The sequence below is a fragment of the Thalassoglobus sp. JC818 genome (genome assembly GCF_040717535.1).
GTDB lineage: Bacteria > Planctomycetota > Planctomycetia > Planctomycetales > Planctomycetaceae > Thalassoglobus.
Genome location: NZ_JBFEFI010000011.1, coordinates 24,069 through 47,970 on the forward strand (window position 1 = coordinate 24,069; position 23,902 = coordinate 47,970).

Sequence of the window (23,902 nt, forward strand, 5' to 3'; positions counted from 1 at the left end):
AACTTTGGACTTCCGAGCGAAGTTGAATTCAAAGAATCAAACCGAAATCAGCAGAGACGTACTCCATCAAATTCTGATTCAAAACATCGTGAGCCAACCCGCCACAATTTGTTGACATGCCTGTAATCCCTGGGAAGCCTTCCATGCCACGACAGATCACCCGTCGTCATCATCTTCAGCAACTGACCGCCGGAAGCATTGGCGTGTCACTCGCTGGTCTTCAGGGCCGAACACTCGAAGCAGCCACCAGCTTTCAGAATCCGGGGCCGCACCATCGCCCGGCGGCCAAGCGAGTGATTTTTCTGTTCATGCATGGCGGTCCGAGTCAGGTGGACCTGTTTGACTACAAGCCGGAACTTCAGAAACGAGACGGCGGTCAAATCCCCTTCGATGTTCCCGATAACCTCGATGCCAAAACAACGTTGATGGCATCTCCGTGGAAGTTTCAACAGTACGGAGAATCTGGACAGTGGGTTTCTGAACTCCTGCCGCATCTCGCCAAGAAAGTTGATGAGATCTCACTCATCAAATCGATGCACAGCAAGGGACAGTCCCATGGGCAGGCCGTTTCCATGCTGCACACCGGGAGTGACAATCTTGTTCGCCCATCTGTAGGAGCCTGGATTTCCTACGGACTCGGAAAAGAGAATCACGATCTTCCAGCTTTTGTTGCGATCGGTCCAAGCAGCGGCCATGGAGGTCCTCGTAACTATGGGTCCGCTTTTCTTCCGACGGAACATCAGGCAACAACGATCGGACGTCAGGGAAAATTGGGCGACGCCACGATCGAACACTTACATGCTTCGACGAGCGAAGATGGCACACGTCAACACCGGCGTCTCGAACTCATTCAGTCGCTGAATCAAACGCATCTCGATCGAATCGGGCGTGACCCTCGAATCACGGGGATGATCGAGTCGTACGATCTAGCAAGTCGAATGCAACGCGTCGCTCCGCAAGTGCTCGATTTGTCGCAAGAGTCACAGGCGACTCATGAACTGTATGGAACGGACAAGAAGGAGACCGAAAACTTCGGTCGGCAATGTCTTCTGGGTCGGCGACTGCTGGAGGCTGGAGTTCGCTATGTTGAACTCTCCACCGGAAACGTTTGGGACCAACACGGTGGTCTGAAAGAAGGACATACCAAAAACGCCCTCGCAACGGATCAACCGATCGCCGCTCTTCTGACTGATTTGAAAGCTCGAGGTCTCCTTGAGGATACCGTCGTTGTCTGGGGCGGAGAGTTTGGACGGACACCGACTGTGCAAGGGAGCAACGGGCGAGATCACAACCCGCAGGGATTCTGTACGTGGCTCGCAGGTGGTGGTGTCAAAGCTGGCTTCTCACACGGAGAAACAGATGATTTCGGTTATCATGCAGCAATCGACCGAGTTCACATGCACGACCTGCATGCAACGATCCTCCACCTGCTCGGAATCAACCACGAACAACTGACCTATCGATATGCCGGTCGCGACTTCCGTCTGACCGATGTGGCGGGCAGAGTGGTCAACGAAATCATTGCCTAGAGCAAGTTGCTCTTACCTGTGCAGTCGCTTGCACTGTTTCATAAGTTAAATGGCTGTGCTTGCTCGTGCACACGAAAAAAGAAAATGCTCTTAAGGTACTCTGCCCCGCGTGATGGGATTCTCTGTAACTCCAACCCGGAACGGATGTTAAATGATCGCGTGCAAGTCATGCTGTTAACTCAACAAACGGCTTAGAAGAATCCACCTCCACCCCCTCCACCAGCACTTGCCCCGCCGCCACCGAACCCGCTTCCAAATCCACTGCCTTGAGGTGCTTGTGAATCCCCTTCGTTTCGCTCTTTCCTTGGCCAACCTGGAAGATCGTCCAAGCCTTTCAGGTTTTCTCGCAGCTTAACGAGGAGTCGATCGATCTCGCGATGAGTAGCTCGATTCTGACGAATCACGAAGCTGCTATGGATGAAGCTCAAATCGCCAGATCCACCCTGCTCTTTCCACGAGTTATCGCCTGTTGTGTGAATCAGAACATCCGCCAGAGCTTCGGGATCGTCGATATACAAGTCGCGAACATCATAGACACGTGTTTCGTAGTACTCATCTGCAACGTATTTGGGCATCACGACCAAAACGTTATTCTTCACAATGAAACCAAGTTCGGCAGTTTCCAGCAGCAGTGTCAGAGCGTCCTGCAACTCGACTCCGGTGACCGTTAAAGTCAATTCGTGATCTTGGCTGATCCCTTCGTTGTCCAGTTCTTTTTGGTCTAGCAGGATGGGAATCTCATGAAGGCTTGAGAAGTATTCGACGACATCTCGCAGGGGGACATCAAACATTTCGACAGCTGTCGTTTCGCGCAGAGCATCTTCGACTTTCTTTCGCACTGGGCGGATCCGAGGGCTGACTTGAGACTCGGACGTTTTATCTTTTGTAGAATCAGCTTCTCCGCTGTCAGGGCCAAAAGGATTGTCATCGCTCTGAGCTTGTTCTTCCTCGGGAACAACAATTGTTCCAATGACCGGTGGCCGCGCTTCTTCGAGTTGAATCTCACCTTCCTGAGCATTCACCGGCGAAATAAGAATGATGAGTCCAAGAATCCCCGTCGAACAGATCATGCAGTGATTGAAAACTCTCATTCATATCTCCCAGCGAGTGCGATTGTTAGCGGAGTTGAGATGGAATTTACCGAGCGATCGGTGAAGGATTCGCGAAAACCTTCTGCATTGTCTCAATGAAATAAAAGATAGAAAGCAGCCACGCAGTAAGAATTGTCGACTGAGTGGCTGCTTGTACTTGTTCCGGTCGTTGAAACACTCTCTCAAGTGAAACGTCGGCCGTTGAGAGAATCAACACTTTTTTACTGTGATTAACCACCACCCATAAATCCGCCACCGAATGAGGCAGGTTCGGGCCGATCATGGACAGGCCAATCGGGGGAGTTTGGATTGGAACGAATCTGCTTGGCAAGTTGATTGAGGAGCGTTTCAATTTCGTCATGAACGGCAGGTGTCTGACGAATGATGACACTTCCGTTGAAAAACGAGATATCCCCTTCTCCATCTTGATGTCTCCAGGAAACAACTCCAACGGTGTTAAGAAGAACATCAGCCAAAGTTTCAGGGTCATGAACATTGAGTGATCGAACATCGTAAACGCGAGTCACATACTCTTCTTCTGCGCTGTACTTTGTCGTGATGTAAAGCAATTCGTCTTTCACGAGATAGGTCAATTCAAGCGGTTTGAGCATTAACTTCAAACCTGTCGACAATGGGACATTCTTGATGTCAATGGAAACTTCGTCATCAACAGTGAGCCCTTCTTCACTCAATGCTCTTTCGTCGATATAGACAGGGATGTTGTAGTGCTCCGAAAGAAATGTGGTCACATCACTCAGTGGAGACCCTGGAAATTCTAAACTTGTGGTCTCATCCAGCAATTCCAAAATTCGTTCTTCCTGAGGAGACTGATTTCTTTCGACTGCAATCGGTGAATCAACCGGAACTCCGCTCGCTCCCGCCCCAGAGCCGTCGAAAGGATTTTGGGAAAACATCCCGGATGCCCCACCTTGATCGGCCATTCCGCTTCCTGCGCCGCTCGCTGGATCGTTGGCACTTGGCACCTCAGATCCACCTTGGAGTTTCAAGAGTGCCTTCAGAAACTCAATCTCTTTTCGGGCTGTTTCAAGTTGTTGCGGATTTGAAATCTCTTGAGCGTTTAACGACTTCTCGATTGCAATGAGATTAGCAATCAATCGGTCAAGTGCCTGTCGAGTCGCTTCACGTTGAGCTCCTTCAGGGAGCCCATCTGCCATCGAGTAGAGAAGATCTGAGTTGAATTCGCTGAGAGGATCGTTCCCCGCATCAACACCAGGGCCAGCATTAGAACGATTGGGATCTCCGGGTCCGCTCGAAGCACTGCCTCCTTGTGCTAGAGCACTCACATCACTCGCAACTCCAAAGGCATCTTGAGTCTCAGTTGACGATTGACTCGCCGTCGAGTCGATTGCTTTGAAGTCTGTAGAATTGGCGTCGAACGCGTCTGCTTGTGAGTCCTTCTCAACGACTGTCCCGAATGGATTGCCACTTGAGGTGACGTCACTCGCCAGGCTGGCGTGCGTCGCCCAACCTGTTCCAACTGCAATCGTGAGACTGCAGACAACCAATGCCAACTTTGCTGTCGAAATCATTGCCACTTCCTTTCCCGCGAGATAGACGGCTTCCGGGGAACATGCTCCGGGAAACGCTGTTCCCTGAGTCACGGCCAGTCCGGTCGATGTGATGGTCTGAATGAGTTCTGGACGAACGACCGCAGCAGCGGCTTCTTGCGACCACGACATGGCTGCCAGAGCTGTCATCAGCCCGACACCACGCCGAGTGAGGCGGAGGCGGAGTTCTCGCTTCCCACGCTTAATCCGGCCTTCGACGACACCGACCGTCACTCCGAGACGATCAGCTGTCTGGTCGTAAGTGAGTCCTTCCAGAAAGTGAAGAATGAGTGCATCGCGGTATTGAGGAGGAAGCCCTTGAAGCTCTTCGTCCAGAACTTTCTGTTCATGAATGGACTGAATTTCTTCCAGCGTCTCAGACGATTTCGGGATCCTCTCCACGGCATCACTCACCAGTTCTTTACTCTTGCGTCTCAGAGCCTTCCGCGCAATTCGTTGCGAAACTCCATGCAACCATGCTGCGAGCGCTTCTGATTTACGGACTTTTCCGGCATCACGAGCGAGGACCAGAAATGTCGCTTGCGTGACATCCTCAGCACTCTGACGATGCCTGACTGTGCGAATCGCTACGGAATAAACGAGGCTTCCGTATCGCTCAACCAGTGCGGCAAATGCAGACTCACTCTTCAATCGAACGAATTTCGCCAACAAATCCGAGTCGCTGAGACGTTCGTGCGAATCGGAGTTGTCGAGATTCGTTGCTGCGTGCGATGAAGTGAGCTGAGACATATCAGAAAGGAAGTTCCACCACGGACCAGATTCGGGCGCGGAGAATGCAAAGAATACGAAAGATTCTCAGAAGTTCTTCGCCGCGCCACTTAACGACCATCAACAGCTTGTTTGCGTGACAGCACCTGCACGGTGCAATGACACGCGCCGTAACCTCCTGTCAAATTCGAGAAATCGACAACATGCACAGTAACATCTGCTTCCTTGAGTGTCTTGAGAAACTCATTACTCACCCCGTCGACGACGAAGACCTCGTTCGACTTCAAGGTGAGCACGTTACAGCCGTACTTCAATTGGTCCTGCTGTTTGACGGGAATCACTCGGACGCCAATAGATTTCAAGTAAGCGGGAAATTTCATTCCGGATGCCTGCAGCTCATACCCGTCTGCATTTTTCTTGAAGACATCAACCGTGGGGCCGTGATCGCTTTCGCCAAGTCGATTTTCCGCGAGCAGAGCCAGATCGTCAGCGACGAGATTGAAGTAGGTGTCCAGATGCATCTGCACCTGTTGCCGCCACGGATCTTTGACGACGACGACTTCATCAGTCCCGAATGCATCTGCATCGAGGAGTTGCTGAATCGCAGCCGAATTGGTTCGCAGTCCTTCACCGATAAACACTCGATCTCCGGCGGGCAGAAAGTCTCCTCCCTCCAGGCGTCCGGGTTCTTCGATGACACCGATCGGCTTGATTCCAATTCGTCCGAGAGCGAACCGCACGATTTCCGTTTCGATGTGTCGTTGTTCGGAATTCATTTTCCCAACGACAACTCCGCGACGCGTGGTGATGACCTGATCTCGCATGAAATACAAATTCATCACCGGCCGAACGGCATAGTCCGCGACGACTCCCGTATTCAGATCACCTGTCGATCGAAGCGTGATCTTCGGATTCAAAACAATCGTCGACCACAACTCATCGGGATGTAATTGCTGGAACGATTCAGCAAAGTATTTTTTCTTCAGTTGATCCTGCTGACTCTCCGACACAGGAGGGTCCGATTCGAGTGTGACGAACCGAAACGCAAATTCTCTCAACTCATCGAGAGCAGGCCCCGGCAGCTCACGGCCGTTCTCGTCGACAGTGCCTGCGAGAACCGCATCGCGCAGCTGAACAACTGAAATTCCCTGATTTCGCAGCTGTTGAACAAAATGTTCGTGTTCCTTCGCTGCAAGCGTTGAAGAAAATGGACGCTCAAACAGGGCTGCTTCCGGATGCAGAACGCCGTAGAAAAGTTCCTCACCCGGAGTATGCACGAGTGCCCACGTAGCACGGTCCCATTCTGCATTGCTGCCCGCTTTAAACGAAGCCGTTTGAGCAGCAAGGCGATCCGAAGCTCCGACGAGAGTGATGAACACTGCCAAAACGAGTCGACACAGCTGCAAAGAGTTCATACGCACTTGGTCCTACGGGTTGACGAACAGCAAACCGACTCCGGTTTCTTACGACTTGTCACTCCGCTGTGACAGGAGCGACTCCCAATTCGACCGATAGTCCACGCTCTTCAGCATACGATCGGCTTCATCATCATTCACGACGACTTCACGCTCCGCATCCCATTTCAAAGGCCGCTGAAGTACCTGTGACACATATCCCAAGTGACCCGGAGTTATCGAGCGATGAGCTGTCTCTGCAGGAGCCAGACAGATACCGCGACTGTGAACATTCTGGACGAAATTGTCGACGTGGCTGATCACCTGTTCGACACGTTCATCCCCTGGATTGAAATCCTTACCAACCCAACGCGTGTCAGAAGCAGTGATCTTGCCACGGGTCACATGCAGCCAACCATTGGTCCCGATCCATTTCGTCCCCAAAGTATTTTTGTCGGAGATCGTCGAAGTAACTCCATTCTCGTACTCACACCGAATGGTGTAATGGTGGGGCGTATTGTAGACGTCTGTTTCTGGAAACGACCAATCGACCGCCTCCACAACCGTAGGGCCCCCTTTGTCGAGGTTGAGTGACCAGTGCACGATGTCGTTGTGATGGCCGATCCAGTCCATCAGCACTCCGCCACCATAGGCTCGTGACCCGCGCCACCAGCGATGATGCCTCGCTCGCATGTAAGGCAACTTCGGCGACGGACCGCACCACATCTCGTAGTCCAACCCGATCGGTGGCTGAGGAGTTTCGATACTCGCTTGAGGCTGATCATATCCTGGCGGCAATCCGACTTCGATCGATGAGATTTCGCCCAGCACTCCATTGCGAACAAGATTCACTGCACGCTGAAAGAGTTTGTCCGACCGCTGCTGCGAACCGGTTTGAAAGACAGCTCCGGTCGAGTTGACCTTCTCAACAATCTGCTGTCCTTCCGCAAACAGATGAGTCACTGGCTTCTCGCAGTAAACGTCTTTACCTTTTTCCAACGCGGCTAACACACATCCTGCGTGCCAATGATCGGGTGTCGCAACAACAACCACATCGACTCGATCAAAATCGCACACGTAACGATAATCGGAGGTCAACATTAGCCCGCGATACGTGCCGGACTTGCGGGCCTTTCCATACTTCTCTTCCACAGCGAGACGAGCCGGAACACGTCCCATCGCTGGGCCAGTTCCCCACGGGCGATCTCGATAGTGAAGATCGTGAACGTCACATACAGCTGTTACTTGAACTTCCGGATGAACCAGAAACTCGTCGAGGAGATTGAACCCTCGCGAGCCTAATCCCACGATCCCCACTCCCAACCGCTCATTCGCAGATGCCCGGGTCTTTGCGTTCAAAGATCGTGTCAAGAAAGCAGCAGTCGCCAACGCATTCAGCTGCAGAAATCTTCTGCGTTTCATAATGATTCCCAAGGTCAATTCGATTCTCTTCTCAATACTCTCATTGATTCAGCACACGGATTGCAAGCCTCGCCAGCTGAAAGCGATGTAGACAAGTCGACTGCAACTCACCACATCAGAGATGCGAGCGAATAAATCGCTCAAAGTCGAGGGATTCTTTCCTCGAGAATGGAATCAAAGAACGGCTTCAGAGTCTTCTTAGGATTTTAAATCAGCAATGAATCCGACTCAGTATGTGCAGGCCGAGCTCCCGCCTACTCTTTCAATGTTTAGGTATCGGTGTTCTCTTCGTGAAACTGCTTGACTGTGTCGCCTAGAGCCTTCGTGGCAACTGCAACTGACAAGCCAATGAAGACCATGCCAACCAAGCCAATCGAAATACTCAGGATGCGGCCACCTGGAGTTTTTGGTGCAATGTCGCCGTAGCCGATTGACAGAGCTGTGATGAATGCGAAGTAGATCGATTCGGAAAGCGTTCGCCCTTCTAATGAGGAGAATCCAAGAGCTCCCAGACAGACCAAGGCCACCAATCCGAACAGTGCTTCACGGACGTGAAGCACATACGTGAAGAAGTGCAGGCAAAAAGTTGAAAAAGCGTGGATGCGTTGTTTCATGTTTCCAGCCCTTGATCGCCCGCTCAATTCTCGGGAAGGTCTGACATGGAAGTCTCGGCATCAAGTCGCGGAGTCGGTTGAGGTGGGACGATTTCACCCGTCTCCTCGATTGGTGAGAGAACAAACTCTTCGGAATATTCTCCTGGATGCTCATAGACTTCTCGACAACTGATTTCCCAACCACCACCCAAAGCCTTATAAACCTCTGCCAAACTCGATGCCACTCGACCTTGGGCAGTCGCGAGTTGATCCTGCTTTAATGCCAGGTCACCTTGAAGTACAAAAACGCCAGAGAAGTCAGTTTCGCCTTCTTGGAATCTCAGTAATTCCAGTTCCAAAGCACGCTTTGTTTCTTGCGCGCTCTCTGAGAGCGAGACAACCTGCCGCTGAGTTCGAAGATAGGAAACCAAAGCGCTTTCCACTTCTTCATTCGCCACGAGTACGGTGTTTTGATAGGTTGTGATCAATTCTTGAAGACGTGCATTCTGGAGATGCACATTGCTAATGAGCCGGCCATAGTTCAGAAAATTCCAACGAAACGATGGACCAATGCTCCCGCCCCAACTCAAAGAGTTGGACAAGTCGGAGAAGTTCTCAGCAGTCACTACGATTTCCCCGGTAATGGAGATCGAAGGATAGAGATTCGCTAAGGCCACACCGATTTGTGCGCTTTGAGCTGCCACTCGCCTTTCTGCTGCCCGAACGTCAGGCCGACGCCTCAACAGGTCCGCCGGGATCCCCACCGCAACCTGAGCTGGGGGAGGCGGAATGGTACCGTCTCCGAGCATATAGTGCAGGTCGGAAGTCGGAAATCCAAGCAGCGTGCAGAGACGATTGTTCGCTTGCCTGAGGCCGATTTCCAGAGAAGGGATGGTGGCTTTGGTCGATGCTAAGTTGGACTTTGCAAGATGTACACTGACATCAGCTGTCTTGCCTTCCTCTGCCCGGGTCTTAGTTAGTCGCAAGCTCTCTTCCTGAGTCCGCACATTCTTTTGAGCATATTCCAAACGCTGCTCCAACGTGCGAATTTCGATGTAAGTCGTTGCAACCTCGGCGATCAGTGAAATGAGAATCGCGTCATATTCCGCGACGGAAGCATCTAAACCAGCATCAGCCGACTCAACCGAACGACGAAACCGCCCCCACACATCCAGTTCCCAGCTGAGTTTGCCGCCGTAAAGCCAATTATCAAAGCTGCGCCTGAACTCTGGTTCGGGGACCAGTAAGGGTTGCGCAAGATCGCTAATCTGCCGCCTCGTGTAGCCGCCGTTCAGAAACTGATCTTGAGGAAACAGGTCTCCGACCACGATCGCTCGTTGTGCCCGAGCCTGGACAATTCGCCAGCCAGCCTCCCGCACACTGAGATTCTGTTGATAAGCAGTTTCAATCAGATGCTCGAGTACTGGGTCCTGATACACCGCCCACCAGTTCACATAGCTCGGAGGACATTCGAGAACCTGCGGGTCATCGCTGTCAATCCAATTCTCGGCAATTCCAGCGGCTGGAGCTTGGTAATTCGGCCCGAGTTTGAGGCCGTTATCGGCCCATTCTGGTAGGCTGCAACCGAAGATTCCTGTCACCGAGAAGCCAATGCAGATCAACCACAGCGCGCGGAATCTTACGGCAATGGAAAAACTCCAAGCTGTATGACTCCGTTGGCACATTCCATTGAACCGTCACTATAGTCGCAATACCATCCAACCCGGCAATTCCCTACAATCGGAATCATCGGCGCAATCACTCGATCTCAGTGAGGTTTCTTACTCAAATGTTTTCACTTCCTGCGAATCTTTAGAGGGACTGACTAAGATCACTGTTTCAAGATATTCTTGACATAATGGGATTTTTTTCGTGCTTGGCCAAAGAACTCCAACAGAGGTCGCGTTCAATTCGATCTATTTTCCCCCATTCTTCTTTACCGTGATGGTCGGCTTTCTTTGTGCAATTGGGATTCACAAACTACTCAAATTAACTGGGGGTGACCGATGGTTCTGGAACCCCGGGTTGCTCTTCATTGCGATTTGGCTTCTGATGACATCATTGATCGGTTTGACCGTCATCCCTCCTTAGCTTGGAACAAAATCGCCAGATCTCTCAACATCGTCCGACCAATCTTGGAAGACCTCGACTACTATGGGTAAGCGAAAGCAATTCATTCCCAAACTCGCCACACTTGGTTTACTTCTCGTGGGGCTGGGTTCCGCCTATTTGCTTTACCAACAGTATCAATCCCACCCTTGGACTCGGGATGGGCAGGTGCGGGCAGACCTCGTCAGAATCGCTCCTCGAGTAGGTGGCTACCTCGTCAACGTAAATGTCACCGACAATCAATTCGTCCGGAAGGGAGATCTGCTCTTCCGAATCGATCCAAGCTCCTACCAGTTGGCCGTGGACAATGCCGAGGTCGCTCTGGACGAGGCTCGTGAAGCAGTTGCGGCGCTCGAGGCGTCCGTTAAAGCTGCAGAGGCGATGGTGAAGCAGCGTGAGACGTCCGTCGATTCAGCCAAAAGCAGGATTGTCGAAGCGCAGTCGAGCATCGAGTCTGCGGAAGCGACGATCAAAGAGTCCGAGGCAGGCGTTACCTCTGCACGAGCGCTTGTGGAACGAACGAAAGCACTGCTCGAAGAAGCCAAGCGAGAAGCAGCGCGTGCCCGACGGTTGGCAGATCAAAAGGCTGGTTCGGAGGAAATCGCAGAAGCCAAGGCCGCATCAGTTAATGCGTTTCTGGCAGATCTTGAGATCGCCAAGGCGGGTGAAGTTAAAGCGCTGGCAACGCTCGCGAAAACCCAGGTCTTACGAAACGAAGCAAATGCCCGACTCGCCATCGCCAAAGATGGGTTGGCAGAAGCACATTCCGGTGTCATCACCGCAAGAGCGGAACTCCAACAGACTCGAGCGACTCTCGGCGAGCCAGGAGACGGGAACGTACGTATTCGTAACGCACGCGTGAAACTGGAAGAGGCCAAACTTAATCTGAGTTGGACTGAAATCTTCGCGCCGAATGACGGGTACATCACCAACATGGATCTGCTGAGCGGCACTTTTGTCACTCCGGGAACTCCTTTTGCTCTGTTTGTTGACTCCACATCGTTTCGTGTAGACGGCTACTTCCAGGAAACAAAACTGAAAAAGATTCAACCTGGTGATCGGGCTCTCATTACCCTGATGGGGCACCAAGAACGCCGACTCGAAGGAGAAGTCGAGAGCATTGGCTACGCAATCAACCCACCCAACCTCGCGAATACAGAGGGGCCGGATAACCTTGTTCCCACGATTGCGCCAACGTTTGAGTGGATTCGGCTAGCACAACGCGTTCCCGTGCGGATTCGCCTCAAAGAAATTCCGGACGACCTCCACCTCGTCGCGGGGACAACCGCGTCAGTTTCAATTCAGCAATAATCCCAGATTGCAATGGTCACACCACCCGACAGTTCTCCTACCGGCGCTAAAACTGTCATTCGTCACCAAGAGGCATTTAAACTCGCCTTAAGCATGACGTTGTTCTATTGGTTGGCGCTGTATTTAAATTGGCCACTGACGGAATACGGCGCCTTCGCAATCGCAATCATTAGCTTGGGGACTGCAGAAGCCTCCATCGAAAAAGGAAGCTCGCGTGTCTTGGGGACTACGGTCGGCATCTTAATAGGATTCGTACTACTGGGACTGTTCAATTCAAACCCGTGCCTCATGTTGCTGGCCCTCTCGGTGAATTTATTCATGATCGGGGCTGTGATGAAGGCCAGTCAGTACCCGTACGCATGGTTCATGGCCGCGTTCTTGCCACTGATTGTCTGGGCCGACACCTATCCTCATTTTGAAAACGCATTCTACTTTGGCACTTTTCGTTGGCTAGAAACAACGGCTGGTGTCATCATCTTCTCGATGATCGAATGGATGTTTTGGCCACAGCCTGAATCGGAGGCTTCTCAGGTTCAGACAGGAACTGGTCCGGAACCGAATCCGCCAGCCTCAGCACTTGCACGCTTGTGGGAACCGAGAACTCTCATCGAATTACTCTTTCCGCCATTGGCTTTTATCGTCGCCTTTGTCATTTGGTATCTGGTTTATCTTCCCCCAGGATCTAAAGTCCCGATGTTGGTTGGCGTTCTGTCGCTGGTTCTCGCTCGCGAATCTGTCTCGCCGCCTTGGAAAATCTGGCCAGCCTTAGTTGCAGCCACCTTGTTCGTCGCTGCCCCGATGACCTGGCTGATCATGCCCAGGTTGAGTACGGGGGCAGAACTCCTGACTTTGGTGTTTAGCTACACTTACATCGCAGGTTACCTAGGGGGAGCTCCGAAACTAATGATGTTGTTTCTGTTCTTTGCGATGGCCGGGATCAGCAACCAACAGCAATACTCATTTCAATTGCCAATCGACGCCGCATTGCTGGTCGTCATCGTAGGAGTGATTATCTCGGTGGTGTACTCGTTGTTCGAACCATTCATTCCGAAGCGTCAAATCGCATTACCAGGCAACGAACAGTAGGATCTCGTTCGCCTCTCAACCGATTTGCACGAAGCGACAGGTACTTCGCCCTCGCTTGCGTTGGCAAGATTCTGTAGCCACGTTGGACATTCCAAATGAGATCAGCGTCAAGCTGAAGGAACGTAGCAGTTTGACTAGTTAGTTTTCGATGTCTTGATTTTTCGCAAGTGAGTTGGAGGCTGAGGAAATGCCCTTATCATCGCGAGCACGAAAGCTTGTCGCTGAGTTGAGTGATCAACCAAAGCTCGGCGACATCAAGAAACTCGGAAAAGAGATTAAGAAAGACCACGACCTGGCTGGGGAGTTGTGGGCGACCGGAGAGTATTACCCGCGACTGCTCTCCACCCTGATCTTTGACAACAAACTGTTGACAGAACAAGACATTGAAGTACTTGCCTCCGACCTGTTGGCACATGACGAGAAAGAACGTAATCAGCTGAGTGACTGGCTTTTGGCGAATCAACTCACCAAGAGCAAGAAGATTGTCCCGCTCATGGAGACGTGGCAGGATCATCCGTCACGGGTGATGCGTCGCTGGTTCTGGTATCACCAGGCTCGGTTGCGTTGGACAGGTAGGACTCCACCACCGGAAAACAGCTCAGAACTGCTGGATTCTCTGGAAGCAGACATGCCGTCGGCGGAACCAGAAGTTCAGTGGGTAATGAATTTCTGTGCCGGCTGGATCGGCGTATACGAACCCAAACTGCGAGCGAGATGCGTCAAGCTGGGGAAAAAACTGGGGCTCTATAAAGACGATCCAGTTTCGAAGAACTGCACACCCTCCTACCTTCCCGAATTCATCCGAATCGAAGTCGCCAAACGCGAGTAATTGTATCTGTTGGGTAGACTCTCGACAGCCAGGCGGTTGACGGATCCAACTGTTGGTTTTTCTGGACGACTTCACCATCGCGCCCTGAAACCTTAGGCGGCAGGCTGAATGACTATTACTTGCGCTTTCGAAAGAGATTCCCGCTCTTCATGTCTTCATCGACTTTCTTCATCCAGAAGAGAAACAAAACCAAGAATGATTCGATCACAACGAAGACGACCACGTACCACTTGTGATTTCTCCAAATGTGCGGAATGACAGATCCGACCTCAGGAATTGTGGCAACCGACGAAACAACGAAAATGGTAACATTGCTGCGGGATCGACGAGCGCTTCCCATCCCGCTTCCGCCGTTGTAGATCCCTGCTGCAACTCCCCAAAGCAGAAAGTTGACGACTAAGAAAACCACAATCTGAATCGAATGCAACGAGACACTCGGATTATCATCCTTGCGACGTGAGACCATACGCCCTCCCCATTTGTAGACACCAAGAACCTAAGACCGCTGAGTTGCAGACCTTCACCACAAAACTGTGAAGAATTCAAAGCCCTCAATCCCAGCCAAGATTCACCTCCGATGCATCGCACCTCTACGAAGCGTTGGGGATGAATCGTTGAAGTTCCGACACGCTCCTCCACCAACTACGTTCACGCTCCAGCGCCGCGTGATGTCTACGCAATCGATCCGAGTAGACAGCATATTCTTCAGCTGTCCTTTCGGTTTCTTCGACGTAGGTCATGATGCCAACGTGAAGTTTGGGAAACGTAATCCAGGGAACCAAGACATGATTGGAAATTGTAGCTGTGCGAACGCGAGTTGGATACAGCGGATACAAGCGGAGAAAATCATCTCGTATTTGCGGTGACACGGCGACGACCGACATCATCGTCCGAATTTCCGATCCTGTTGAGTCATAGTCCCTGCAGTAGCGGTCCCAAATCGGACAGCGTTCCTGCGACCACAGTTCTCCACCATACGCAGTCATACCAAAAGAGGTACGGTTTCCATCGCGCTTAATCTCTAGAACGCGATGCTCAACCAACCGTCGAAGGCGGCACCGCAATTCATCGTCGTTAAGGTTGTGCGTGTAACCCAAGAGCCCTTGGAATTGAAAGGCGTCACTGCACAGCATGCTGAACGGAACGAAGCCATTAAAGAGAACGTCAAGAAGGATAAGATCGTCATCCGAAAGCGAAGTTGTGTTTGTTCGATACGGGAGTTTCTGCATTAATCTACAGCGTGGATTGCTGTATTCGTTGGTTATCTCTCATCAAACGTTAGTAAGAGTAATAATCGAAGAAATGCCCGTCAATCTCCAGGACGTTATCAAGTTGCATCAAAGCCGCCGTCAGAACGGACCGAAAACCGGTGCCATGCCCGCAATCCTTATGACCGATGCTCCCCTGCCCTGAAGAAACTCCCTGGGAATACCCAGAATTGAAGTCCACATGATTGACTGCATTCGCAATCGGGGGAAACACAAACAGGGGAGTGAATCGCTGCCACCATCGAAAACGTACAAATTTTCTATTCCGAGACGATGTGCGGGCATCATTTGATTGAACCGTTCGCCAACACCAATGGCATGCTCACGCAAGCGACGGCATAGTTGCTTGGCAAGCATTCATAGCGGTACATCACACCGGTCCGCACGGCGACCCCTTCTTGCTTCCGATCTGGCGATTCATGTAGTAGAAAGGGCTATACCCGATTGGGTCAGCCACAGAATTCGACGCTTCTGACAAACGCGAGATGAATCAATGAGAACTCTTCCCTGTTACGTATTGATTCTGACTCAGACCTTGTTTGCGGGAATTGCGTCTGGTCAATCACCAATCAGTCCATGGAGTGAGAATCCTTGGTATTGGAGCTATCACGGTGAGCCCGTTCTGCTACTCGGCGGCAGCGACGATGATAACTTGTTTCAGTGGCAAGATGAGGATTTGATCGCACAACTCGATCGATTAGCGGACGCCGACGGAAACGTGATTCGCAACACGATGAGCGACCGCAAAGACAAAGGCTTCGAGGTCTATCCATTTCGCAAACTCGACAACGGAAGATATGACCTCGAACAGTGGAACGATGAATACTGGACTCGATTTGAGAGACTCTTAAGCGAAACCGCGAAACGCGAGATCTTTGTCCAGATCGAGATCTGGGACCGCTTCGACTACACCGATCATCGCGAAGATCGCTGGCAGATCCATCCTTACAATCCAGTCAACAACGTCAACTACACATACGAGCAGACGGGGTTCGCAGAGCGGTATCCAGACCATCCGGGAAGTAACAAACAACCGTTCTTCTTCACCACTCCTGAACAGCGTCACAATAAGCTATTGCTCCAGTATCAGCAGAAGTTCGTGAATAAGCTTCTCGATCACTCCCTGCATTACGATCACATTCTGTATTGCATCGACAACGAAACTAAAGCCGACGAGCAATGGGGACGCTACTGGGCTCAGTTCATCAAGAACCGGGCTCAGAGTGAAAACAAGACGATCTGTGTGACCGAAATGTGGGACGACTGGAACCTGCAGGCAGATCGACACAAACAAACTTTTGACCATCCAGAACTCTACGACTTTGTGGATGTGTCACAAAACAATCACAACAAGGGTCAAGAGCACTGGGACAACTTCCTGTTCGTGCGAGACTATCTGTCGAACAAACCACGGCCGATTAACACGACTAAGACCTACGGTGCGAGTGGAAATAAATTTGGTCATTCGGACCAGGACGGAATTGAACGGTTTTGGCGGCACCTGTTGGCAGGAGCCGCATCCATACGCTTTCATCGGCCAGACTCTGGACTCGGGCTGGGCAACAAAGCTGTTAACTGTCTCCGCGCAGCACGCAATTTGGAATCACTCGTTCCACTTTGGTCGATTGAACCTGACAATGATCTCCTATCCGACCGACAACAGAACGAAGCCTATGCAGCTGCTGACCGAGGAAACGCCTACGTCGTGTATTTTCCCGCAGGAGGCGACGTGACGATAGACTTGACCGATACGACAGCCTCTCACATTGAGCAGTGGATCGACATCGATACTGGAGAGTTCGGGGAAAGGAAATCGCTGAAGGGCGGTGGAAAGAGACTGCTGACCGCTCCAGGCAAAGGCAATTGGGTGGTGGTCATCACCGCAGCCCCAAATACACAATCCAATGTCCCTCAATTTCGTTCAATCGACGATCCTCCAGCACCGGTCCCGGAGTGGCAAGAGCTTAATTACCCTTCAAGCGACCGTATCGTTGGAATCGAATTCGACGCTGAGAGTCGGCGTACAGAGGCACCAGGGAGTGATATCTGGCCGATCACATGGGCCGACGACGATCGTCAATACACAGCTTTCGGCGATGGCGGAGGTTTTGGTGGTTCGAATCAGGAAGGCCGAGTGAGCATGGGAGTTGCGTGCGTGATGGGTGCTCTCGAGGACTATCAAACAAAGAATGTCTGGGGAGGAAAGGATGCGGATCGCGCAGCCACAATGAACGGAAAGGGAACAGGCATCATCAGCGTCGACGGGACGCTTTACATGTGGGTCGGACGTCCCAAATTAATGGCAGAAACGGGCCTGGCATTTTCTCAAGACCATGGTCGGACTTGGGAGCTGGCTGATTGGCACTGGTCGATGCACGACAGAGTCTCTGCGGGAGTGTTTATCAACTGTGGTCGCGACAACTCATCTGCCCCCGACGGATACATCTACGCCTGTTTCACGCGAATCGAAACCGCTGAAGTCAGCGATCGCGGCTGGATCTACGAACGCCCAGGACGCATTGATCTGGCACGAGTTCCTCGCGAACGTGTGCTCGATCATTCCGTGTGGGAATGGTTCTCTGGAATGGACGCCAACAACAAACCGCAATGGTCGTTAGACATCAGCAGTCGCCAACCGGCTTTTGAAGACCCTAACGGAATCAAAATTGTCAGCATCTGTTATCAACCTGCGATCCAACGCTATTTGCTTAGCTACAGCCCTCGCGACAATTCAGGCAACTACGCCCTCTTTGAGGCTCAACAACCGTGGGGACCGTGGCATAAGGTTGTCTATCTCAAATCGCAACCGTTGTTCATGCCTCCCAAACCGAACGGTCGAGTGAGCACGTTCCACTTTGCCCCCAAATGGTGGAGCAGCGACGGAACCGAATTTGGCCTGGTTTTCAACGTTGGCGACGATGCGTGGAATACAGTCTACGGGAAATTGAAGCTCAGATAGTTGTCGTTGCGAATCGAAAGAAGGATCCGACGAATGATCAAATTGAGTTCGCCGTCAAGATTGAAAACGAGTCTCTCCGATTACACGTTCGCCACTAACGCGCTGATGCCAAACCACCTTGAGGAAGTTCTCCGCAGATGCTCAGGGATGACGTTCTTCTCATTGATCGTATTCGCAATCAAGGAAACCCAAATTGGATCAAGAACCACTGCCAGCATCGATATCGTATAAGCTATGCGTTTTTAGATGATGCGTGGAGATCAGCTGATTGAATCGTCCGCCAACATCATAGGCATGCTCACACAAGCGAGAGCATGGCACCCGGGCTGCGTGATGACAAGAAATGACATTCCGAAACATGATCGGCGTGCGAATAGAATACGAAGTCTGATATCGCTTTGTGTTCTCGTTCCAGTAATAGTTGTTCTCTTTCCAGTAATATTCTTATTGCCATACGCAATATCGTTTTCATTTTGGTTGCTGCTACTCTTGTACCTCTTAGGAAGTGCTGACACTGCTACGTTTGTCACTTCTGGCTTTCTAGCACTTCTGACAGGATCGCTTGTAGACGATCTTGCGGACAAGCTTTATTCGGCATATGAGAACAGAAAAAAGTGAACTTGTGCCGGTTCTAAGGTGCGAGTTTTCAACTCATGCCCCATGTCTTCGATCGTTGCCAGCAATGCCACCTGCCCCTGACTATTTGTGGGATGAACAATCTTAACGCGAGTACCACGTAAGTGGCGTAGGCTGGGTTGGCGAGGTCAATGGGGTTTGATCGTGAAGAGGTCGATGAAGTAAACAGGACCAAACCAAGCATTTGCCACAGATGGTGTGAATTCACTTGTTGGCGGAAAAACGTATACCACCTCTCTCGAATGCGGCACGACCAGCACCACGTTGACGATCACGCACCCGGTCAGCACGGAGATTGTGAAGACGCATAACTCGCTGGGTGGCCCGACCGATTTCTAGCGGTTAGGTTGCTTTGCGACAAGATGCCTCACCCTCAGCGTTCGTTCCGTATTGAAACCGTCTGAATCTGTGACCAAGTTCCCCTGTCAGGATGGCGTCATTCGGGTATGATCATGGGGACGGGAAATCGTCACAGACGCATGGAAACGAACGGGTGACTAATCGCACGTACATCTCTGGCGAGAACCTACACCTACGGCGAACACGTCGACGCCCCCAGCGTGAAACATCTCATCCAGCCGTCCCCGCGACGTGTAGTCCCAGGTGACGATCGAACGATTTCAGGAAGATCGGCGGCACTATTCGGTCCGCTCAGCAGACCTTACGCTGCTGAAGTCCAAACGTTCACCAGACACTCACAGCGGAGACTGCCACTATACGAGGTACACGAATACGATTCGTGTAAATTGGGCATTGGAGTGCGTTGAGATTGTAACTGAGCACGTCCCACGTACTGGCCGACGCGTTTTATCGTGGCCAGATCCGATTTTTAACCCTGGAGACTTGGGCGAAGACATTCGCCCATTAGGTGAAGCGCAATGATGCAACACAAATATGTGCAATCCTTGTTGTTTATTCTAGCTGCGGCCACAGTGTTCGCTCAGCCACCAAATCATCAAGCGCAGCCGACAGCTGAAACTAGAGCTTTCGAAAAAGAGAGAAAGTGGATCTCAGATCTGGACGCGCAAACGAATGATTGGATCTTCGCTGCACAATTGCGAGAAGGGTTTCGAGAATTTGCTCATGTAGATGCTTATGGGCTCCAAAAACCGGGTAGTATTTACGTTTCTGATGAAGTGGACCTGGTAGTCAACGCCGACAATTTGTTTTTGCGATTTGGACCGAAGGAGGCAGTTCCTCTTCCCAATGGATCCCTGTACTGTGGGATCGACTTAGAAAAGGAGGAGCACCGAACGCTTTCGAATGAAACTTTTTCAGACGCAGTCGTTGTAAAAAACAGTAGTCAATTGGTAGTCATTGACTTCAAGTCGAAGACAATGAAATGGGTCGACATCTCAAAGTTGCCAGAATAGAACTCGTGAGTGGCCCAGAATACTTTCTGTTCCACGAAGGCGGTTTATGCTACTACCCGACTCTAAACACGTAGAAAACCGTTTCGAATATGACGGCACGGGTGCCCACCTACCTCACAACAGGGATTTCGTAACCTACACATTCTCGCTTGTGCCCCGCAAATAGTAACCTACCGTCCGACGAAAGCGACACGGCATTTGTGGGCCGATCGATCACAAATTGTACGTATCCAGCTTTGCCTTTGACCAGTAACCTACATTCCTTTCCAAGCGAAAAGACTATGGAGTTTCCCGACTCTGAAATATCGAGTGGAACAACTCCGTCAGGACCAAGAGGAAATGCGTCATAAAGATTGCCGTCGTATGATAGACTATATGATGTTTCATACCTCCCATTTTGCAAAGAGTGCAACTCAAAGGTCTCATCTGTCAAAGCTGCAATATGTGTTGCGTATTTGCTAATTCGTGCTGACAATACTCGAGTTCCTCCTGTGATCAGAAAATCCTGACTAACAATCTCGAACTTACCCGATGAACGCTTAAGGTCGAACAAACCAACCCCGTTCTTACCGTATCGTGACACGACAAGCCGTACGAGACCGTCTGATGTTTCTGCTAAATCCAAAGACCATGGGCATTCATCTCCACACAATGGCATTGGCATTTCGTAGATTTTGGTTTGCAAATCTTTTGTCAGCTGTTGGTTGTACACGCAGCCCGTTTCTGCGAACCTCAATGAGGCAGTTTTCGAAAAGAACAGTGTGTCATTGAGAACGCTGCAATCGCAAGTGTACCTGTCATTTGACTTGCTATCCTCCCACGATAAGTGGACAGGGTCGAAAGTCGTTATTGTTCCACTTTTCGATAACACCAGCAATTCATCATTATCCACCCAAGCAAGACACGGGTCGTATGCACTAGATTCGAATTCCAGCCGTTGCGACAATTGATCTGGATTGACTACAATCAGCTTGTGAGTGGTCACAATCGCTAATAGGTCACCGTTGCTCGAAATGCTGATGGCACGTGCCACCTCACTTGTGGGAATTCTCACGAATGCTCCTAGTGGGTCATCTCGACAACCACTTGCCACTACAATCGTCAAAACAGCCAATATGCGATATTCCATTTGCACACCATCCTTTGAATGGCTCAGTTAGACGTTGGGGGATAGTTATCCATCGGTGGGTAGTCACGTCCATCTTCATCCCCATCAGGATCCATTGTATGATTGAGTCCCATCTGTACTACACATGATGGCACATTCACTGAACAGCCAGTAGCATTCGCGAAGCTTGAAAAATTTCTACGCGCACGTGCAGCTTCCGTAGCTTGATCGGCACCATATCTTTCACATGATTCAGGGTCTCCACTCAATTGGCAGGCGAATATCGATATTTCGCAAGACCGACACCATTCGTTGACGCCCGGCCGATTTGCTCAGCACGGGTGCCATGCCCCCGCTTGCGTGGGCATGGTTTTCGAATTACGTTTGCAGTTTCGAATTCGGCATGTTGTTGGCCGGTCGGGTGTGAGAGAACTTCAGGCGGTTTCTTCGATGACTTTGATGATGAGTTCGCGGACGGCTTTGGCGTCGGCGCCTTTGGCTTGTTTCATCACCTGGCCGATGATTGCTCCGATCGCTTGTTTTCGGCCGGCGCGGTAGTCTTCGACGGCGCTGGAGCAGTTGGCGATTGCGGAGCGGACTGCTTCTTCGAGAGCGCCGGTATCTGAGACGACTTTGAGGCCGCGTTCCGAGATCATTTCGTCGACGCGGTTGGTGCTGATTTCCTGGTCGCTGTCTGCTTCTTCGAGGAGAGCGGAGAAGACCTCGCGGCCGCTTTTGGTGGTGATTTTGTTGTCAACGACTCGTTTGACGATCGTCCCGAGGATTGATGCAGAGACGGGGAACTCACCGATTTCGTCTCCGCGCTCTTTCATCTCGCGGAGCACGTCCTGAGTGACGAAATTCGCGGACTGCTTTCCGTCTCCGCTGACTTCGACGACCTCTTCAAAGTAGCTGGCGAGTTCGCGTCCCTGATTGACGATGACGTCGGCATCGTAGGTGGAGAGACCGAGCTCTTTTTCGAAGCGTCGGCGTCGAGTGGCGGGTGCCTCTGGAAGTGCGGCGCGGACGGCGGCGATGCGTTCTTTCGTAACTGTGACGGGGACGAGATCGGGATCGGGGAAGTATCGATAGTCGGCGGCGTCTTCTTTGCCTCGCTGTGCGAAGCTGACGTTTCGATTGGCATCCCAACCGCGCGTTTCCTTCTCCACTCCCGGATCGCCTAGCTTGCGGCCGGACTTTTCGTATTCTTTGAGCTGTCGCTGGACTTCGAAATCGATGGCTGCCTCGACAGCCCGGAAACTGTTGAGGTTTTTGACTTCAACAATGGGCGTGGCGACTGTTTGTCCTGCGTCGTCAGTCAGATGCAGGTTGACGTTGGCATCACAGCGGAGGCTGCCCTCTTGCATGTTGCAGTCGGAGACATCGAGAAAGGTGAGGAGCAGGCGCATCTCTTCGAGATACTGCTTGGCTTCGGCACCGGATCGAAGATCAGGTTCGCTGACGATTTCGAGCAACGGAGTTCCGGCCCGGTTGAGGTCGACCTGGCTGTCTTTCCCACGTCCGGTTTCGTCGTGAATGTTCTTCCCGGCATCTTCTTCGAGGTGTGCTCGATTGATGCGAATTTTGCGTCGGTTCCCGTCGTCGCCGTCGATCTCAAGCCATCCCTGTTTACTGAAGGGAAGATCGTACTGACTGATCTGATAGCCTTTGGGGAGGTCGGGATAGAAATACTGCTTGCGATCCCATTTCGTGAACTCTGCGATTTCGCAGTTCAGAGCGGTGGCTGTGATCAGCGAGAGATCGAAGGCTTCTTGATTCATGACCGGCAAGGTGCCTGGATGTCCCAGACAGACCGGGCAGACCTGCGTATTGGGAGCGTCTGGATTGAAGCGGTTTGCGCACCCACAGAAGATTTTCGTTTTCGTCTGAAGCTGGACATGAACTTCCAGGCCCACAATTGTCGTGACATTCATAGCATTCCTCGCGTTCACAATTGGCCGAAGTGTAGCCCAGCACGCTGCGACTGACGAGTCACTCTTTTCACGCCTTTGTTGATTCCTGAATCACCCGGGCGGAGTGTCGCGAGCCTCTCTCTTCGATCTCCAAACAATCGTCGAATCGAAGACCTGAAACGAGATTGCATGTCTTAATGGATTGGTGGGTGCGCTTGATCTTTGGTCGCCGACGATGGACGATTCAAATTCAGACCGACAACTCCCAGATCGAGAACTCTTCATGTCAGAGAATGCCCCCTTCGACGATTTTAATGACGACGATGATGATGGTTTCTCTACACCGTCGCCATCTCCGGGGATGAGCACCGGAATGAAGGTGCTGATGGGGCTTCTCATTTTCTCAGCCCTGAGTCTGGTCGTCTGTTGTGGCGGTGCTTACTGGTTCCTTTCGAATTCGACAACAACGACAAACAACCCGGCAGAAATCGATGCGATGCGAGACAAAATCGCCACGATCGTTTTGCCGGCCGTCTATGAGCCCGGCGCTGGCGTGGGGTTCAACGTGTTCGACATCGTCAAGATGGACATGGTCGCTTACGGTCGGAGCAAAGACCCTGAAAATGGAGGAATAGTTCTGATGCAGATGTCTGGCTCCTCCATAACAGAGAAAGATGACCTTCGGCTCGAGTTTGAAAAGGAAGCCGAGAAACAGGGGACGAACCAGGACATCAACGTCACATCCCAGGAAACTCGCACATTCACGATTGACGGCGAAGAGGTCGACTTCGAATTTGTGACCGGAACTCGTCCCGAATCGGACGAAGTCGTCCATCAGGTGGTGGGACTTTTCAAAGGACGCGAGGGAGTCGCCTTCCTCATGATCTTCGAGACAGACAACAACTGGGACGAAGAAGAAGTCGTTCGCATGATCGAATCCATCTCGACCAAATAGTGACGAGTTCTCTTTTCGCTTCGTTTGAT

At 51.5% G+C, this 23,902-nt stretch carries 19 protein-coding genes; 8 read left to right on the forward strand and 11 right to left on the reverse strand.

Translation table 11 applies throughout. The features are described 5' to 3' along the window. Positions 1-143 precede the first annotated feature (143 nt). Positions 144-1,529: a DUF1501 domain-containing protein gene (locus AB1L42_RS21175; protein ID WP_367061126.1), complete on the forward strand. Its 1,386-nt coding sequence runs from the start codon at positions 144-146 to the stop codon at positions 1,527-1,529. A gap of 191 nt (positions 1,530-1,720) precedes the next feature. On the opposite strand, the gene AB1L42_RS21180 is transcribed toward AB1L42_RS21175, so the two are convergent. The 6 genes from AB1L42_RS21180 to AB1L42_RS21205 all read right to left on the reverse strand — a co-directional run bounded on the left by AB1L42_RS21180 (position 1,721) and on the right by AB1L42_RS21205 (position 9,927). Continuing rightward, positions 1,721-2,620, reverse strand: coding sequence for a hypothetical protein (locus AB1L42_RS21180; protein WP_367061129.1), 900 nt, complete (start codon positions 2,618-2,620; stop codon positions 1,721-1,723). 230 nt (positions 2,621-2,850) lie between these two features. Further along, positions 2,851-4,938, reverse strand: a complete 2,088-nt coding sequence (locus tag AB1L42_RS21185; protein ID WP_367061132.1) for a sigma-70 family RNA polymerase sigma factor — start codon at positions 4,936-4,938, stop codon at positions 2,851-2,853. Between the two features lie 89 nt (positions 4,939-5,027). Continuing rightward, positions 5,028-6,332, reverse strand: a complete 1,305-nt coding sequence (locus AB1L42_RS21190) for an arginine deiminase family protein (RefSeq protein WP_367061135.1) — start codon at positions 6,330-6,332, stop codon at positions 5,028-5,030. A gap of 48 nt (positions 6,333-6,380) precedes the next feature. Continuing rightward, positions 6,381-7,733, reverse strand: coding sequence for a Gfo/Idh/MocA family oxidoreductase (locus tag AB1L42_RS21195; RefSeq protein ID WP_367061138.1), 1,353 nt, complete (start codon positions 7,731-7,733; stop codon positions 6,381-6,383). Positions 7,734-8,002: 269 nt separating this feature from the next. Beyond that, positions 8,003-8,347 (reverse strand): potassium channel family protein, encoded by a 345-nt coding sequence (locus tag AB1L42_RS21200; protein ID WP_367061141.1) that lies wholly within the window; start codon positions 8,345-8,347, stop codon positions 8,003-8,005. A gap of 23 nt (positions 8,348-8,370) precedes the next feature. After that, positions 8,371-9,927 (reverse strand): efflux transporter outer membrane subunit, encoded by a 1,557-nt coding sequence (locus AB1L42_RS21205; protein ID WP_367061144.1) that lies wholly within the window; start codon positions 9,925-9,927, stop codon positions 8,371-8,373. Between the two features lie 271 nt (positions 9,928-10,198). On the opposite strand from AB1L42_RS21205, the gene AB1L42_RS21210 reads away from it, so the two are divergent. The 4 genes from AB1L42_RS21210 to AB1L42_RS21225 all read left to right on the forward strand — a co-directional run bounded on the left by AB1L42_RS21210 (position 10,199) and on the right by AB1L42_RS21225 (position 13,661). Then, the gene (locus AB1L42_RS21210) at positions 10,199-10,417 is read left to right on the forward strand and encodes a DUF1656 domain-containing protein (protein ID WP_367061147.1); all 219 of its coding nucleotides are present in this window, start codon (positions 10,199-10,201) and stop codon (positions 10,415-10,417) included. A 63-nt stretch (positions 10,418-10,480) separates the two neighbouring features. After that, positions 10,481-11,746, forward strand: a complete 1,266-nt coding sequence (locus tag AB1L42_RS21215; protein ID WP_367061150.1) for an HlyD family secretion protein — start codon at positions 10,481-10,483, stop codon at positions 11,744-11,746. A gap of 12 nt (positions 11,747-11,758) precedes the next feature. Further along, positions 11,759-12,832 (forward strand): FUSC family protein, encoded by a 1,074-nt coding sequence (locus AB1L42_RS21220; protein WP_367061153.1) that lies wholly within the window; start codon positions 11,759-11,761, stop codon positions 12,830-12,832. Between the two features lie 187 nt (positions 12,833-13,019). Beyond that, positions 13,020-13,661 carry a DNA alkylation repair protein gene (locus tag AB1L42_RS21225; protein WP_367061156.1) on the forward strand — a complete coding sequence of 214 codons (642 nt, stop codon included), beginning with the start codon at positions 13,020-13,022 and terminating at the stop codon, positions 13,659-13,661. A 115-nt stretch (positions 13,662-13,776) separates the two neighbouring features. Here the strand turns inward: AB1L42_RS21225 and AB1L42_RS21230 are convergent, their stop codons facing one another. The 3 genes from AB1L42_RS21230 to AB1L42_RS21240 all read right to left on the reverse strand — a co-directional run bounded on the left by AB1L42_RS21230 (position 13,777) and on the right by AB1L42_RS21240 (position 15,110). Further along, positions 13,777-14,127, reverse strand: coding sequence for a hypothetical protein (locus tag AB1L42_RS21230; RefSeq protein ID WP_367061159.1), 351 nt, complete (start codon positions 14,125-14,127; stop codon positions 13,777-13,779). A gap of 124 nt (positions 14,128-14,251) precedes the next feature. Next, entirely contained in the window at positions 14,252-14,890 is a 639-nt protein-coding gene (locus AB1L42_RS21235; protein ID WP_367061162.1) for a hypothetical protein, read from the reverse strand. 49 nt (positions 14,891-14,939) lie between these two features. After that, complete coding sequence (locus AB1L42_RS21240; protein ID WP_367061165.1) at positions 14,940-15,110, reverse strand: hypothetical protein; 171 nt, start codon at positions 15,108-15,110, stop codon at positions 14,940-14,942. Positions 15,111-15,422: 312 nt separating this feature from the next. Between AB1L42_RS21240 and AB1L42_RS21245 the strand changes: the two genes are divergently transcribed. Both AB1L42_RS21245 and AB1L42_RS21250 read left to right on the forward strand, forming a co-directional pair. Then, positions 15,423-17,888, forward strand: a complete 2,466-nt coding sequence (locus AB1L42_RS21245; protein ID WP_367061168.1) for a DUF4185 domain-containing protein — start codon at positions 15,423-15,425, stop codon at positions 17,886-17,888. A gap of 1,514 nt (positions 17,889-19,402) precedes the next feature. Beyond that, on the forward strand, positions 19,403-19,897 hold the full coding sequence (locus tag AB1L42_RS21250; RefSeq protein ID WP_367061171.1) for a hypothetical protein: 495 nt from the start codon (positions 19,403-19,405) through the stop codon (positions 19,895-19,897). A 109-nt stretch (positions 19,898-20,006) separates the two neighbouring features. On the opposite strand, the gene AB1L42_RS21255 is transcribed toward AB1L42_RS21250, so the two are convergent. Further along, positions 20,007-21,026, reverse strand: a complete 1,020-nt coding sequence (locus AB1L42_RS21255; RefSeq protein ID WP_367061173.1) for a hypothetical protein — start codon at positions 21,024-21,026, stop codon at positions 20,007-20,009. A 413-nt stretch (positions 21,027-21,439) separates the two neighbouring features. After that, entirely contained in the window at positions 21,440-22,939 is a 1,500-nt protein-coding gene (gatB, locus tag AB1L42_RS21260) for an Asp-tRNA(Asn)/Glu-tRNA(Gln) amidotransferase subunit GatB (RefSeq protein ID WP_367061176.1), read from the reverse strand. 214 nt (positions 22,940-23,153) lie between these two features. Between gatB and AB1L42_RS21265 the strand changes: the two genes are divergently transcribed. After that, positions 23,154-23,873, forward strand: coding sequence for a hypothetical protein (locus tag AB1L42_RS21265; protein ID WP_367061179.1), 720 nt, complete (start codon positions 23,154-23,156; stop codon positions 23,871-23,873). Positions 23,874-23,902 lie beyond the last annotated feature (29 nt).

Coding starts and splice junctions, on each gene's coding strand:
- AB1L42_RS21175 (WP_367061126.1), top strand. CDS start 144: ATGCCACGACAGATCACCCGTCGTCATCATCTTCAGCAACTGACCGCC.
- AB1L42_RS21180 (WP_367061129.1), bottom strand. CDS start 2,620: ATGAGAGTTTTCAATCACTGCATGATCTGTTCGACGGGGATTCTTGGA.
- AB1L42_RS21185 (WP_367061132.1), bottom strand. CDS start 4,938: ATGTCTCAGCTCACTTCATCGCACGCAGCAACGAATCTCGACAACTCC.
- AB1L42_RS21190 (WP_367061135.1), bottom strand. CDS start 6,332: ATGAACTCTTTGCAGCTGTGTCGACTCGTTTTGGCAGTGTTCATCACT.
- AB1L42_RS21195 (WP_367061138.1), bottom strand. CDS start 7,733: ATGAAACGCAGAAGATTTCTGCAGCTGAATGCGTTGGCGACTGCTGCT.
- AB1L42_RS21200 (WP_367061141.1), bottom strand. CDS start 8,347: ATGAAACAACGCATCCACGCTTTTTCAACTTTTTGCCTGCACTTCTTC.
- AB1L42_RS21215 (WP_367061150.1), top strand. CDS start 10,481: ATGGGTAAGCGAAAGCAATTCATTCCCAAACTCGCCACACTTGGTTTA.
- AB1L42_RS21220 (WP_367061153.1), top strand. CDS start 11,759: ATGGTCACACCACCCGACAGTTCTCCTACCGGCGCTAAAACTGTCATT.
- AB1L42_RS21225 (WP_367061156.1), top strand. CDS start 13,020: ATGCCCTTATCATCGCGAGCACGAAAGCTTGTCGCTGAGTTGAGTGAT.
- AB1L42_RS21230 (WP_367061159.1), bottom strand. CDS start 14,127: ATGGTCTCACGTCGCAAGGATGATAATCCGAGTGTCTCGTTGCATTCG.
- AB1L42_RS21235 (WP_367061162.1), bottom strand. CDS start 14,890: ATGCAGAAACTCCCGTATCGAACAAACACAACTTCGCTTTCGGATGAC.
- AB1L42_RS21245 (WP_367061168.1), top strand. CDS start 15,423: ATGAGAACTCTTCCCTGTTACGTATTGATTCTGACTCAGACCTTGTTT.
- AB1L42_RS21250 (WP_367061171.1), top strand. CDS start 19,403: ATGATGCAACACAAATATGTGCAATCCTTGTTGTTTATTCTAGCTGCG.
- AB1L42_RS21255 (WP_367061173.1), bottom strand. CDS start 21,026: ATGGAATATCGCATATTGGCTGTTTTGACGATTGTAGTGGCAAGTGGT.
- gatB (WP_367061176.1), bottom strand. CDS start 22,939: ATGAATGTCACGACAATTGTGGGCCTGGAAGTTCATGTCCAGCTTCAG.
- AB1L42_RS21265 (WP_367061179.1), top strand. CDS start 23,154: ATGGACGATTCAAATTCAGACCGACAACTCCCAGATCGAGAACTCTTC.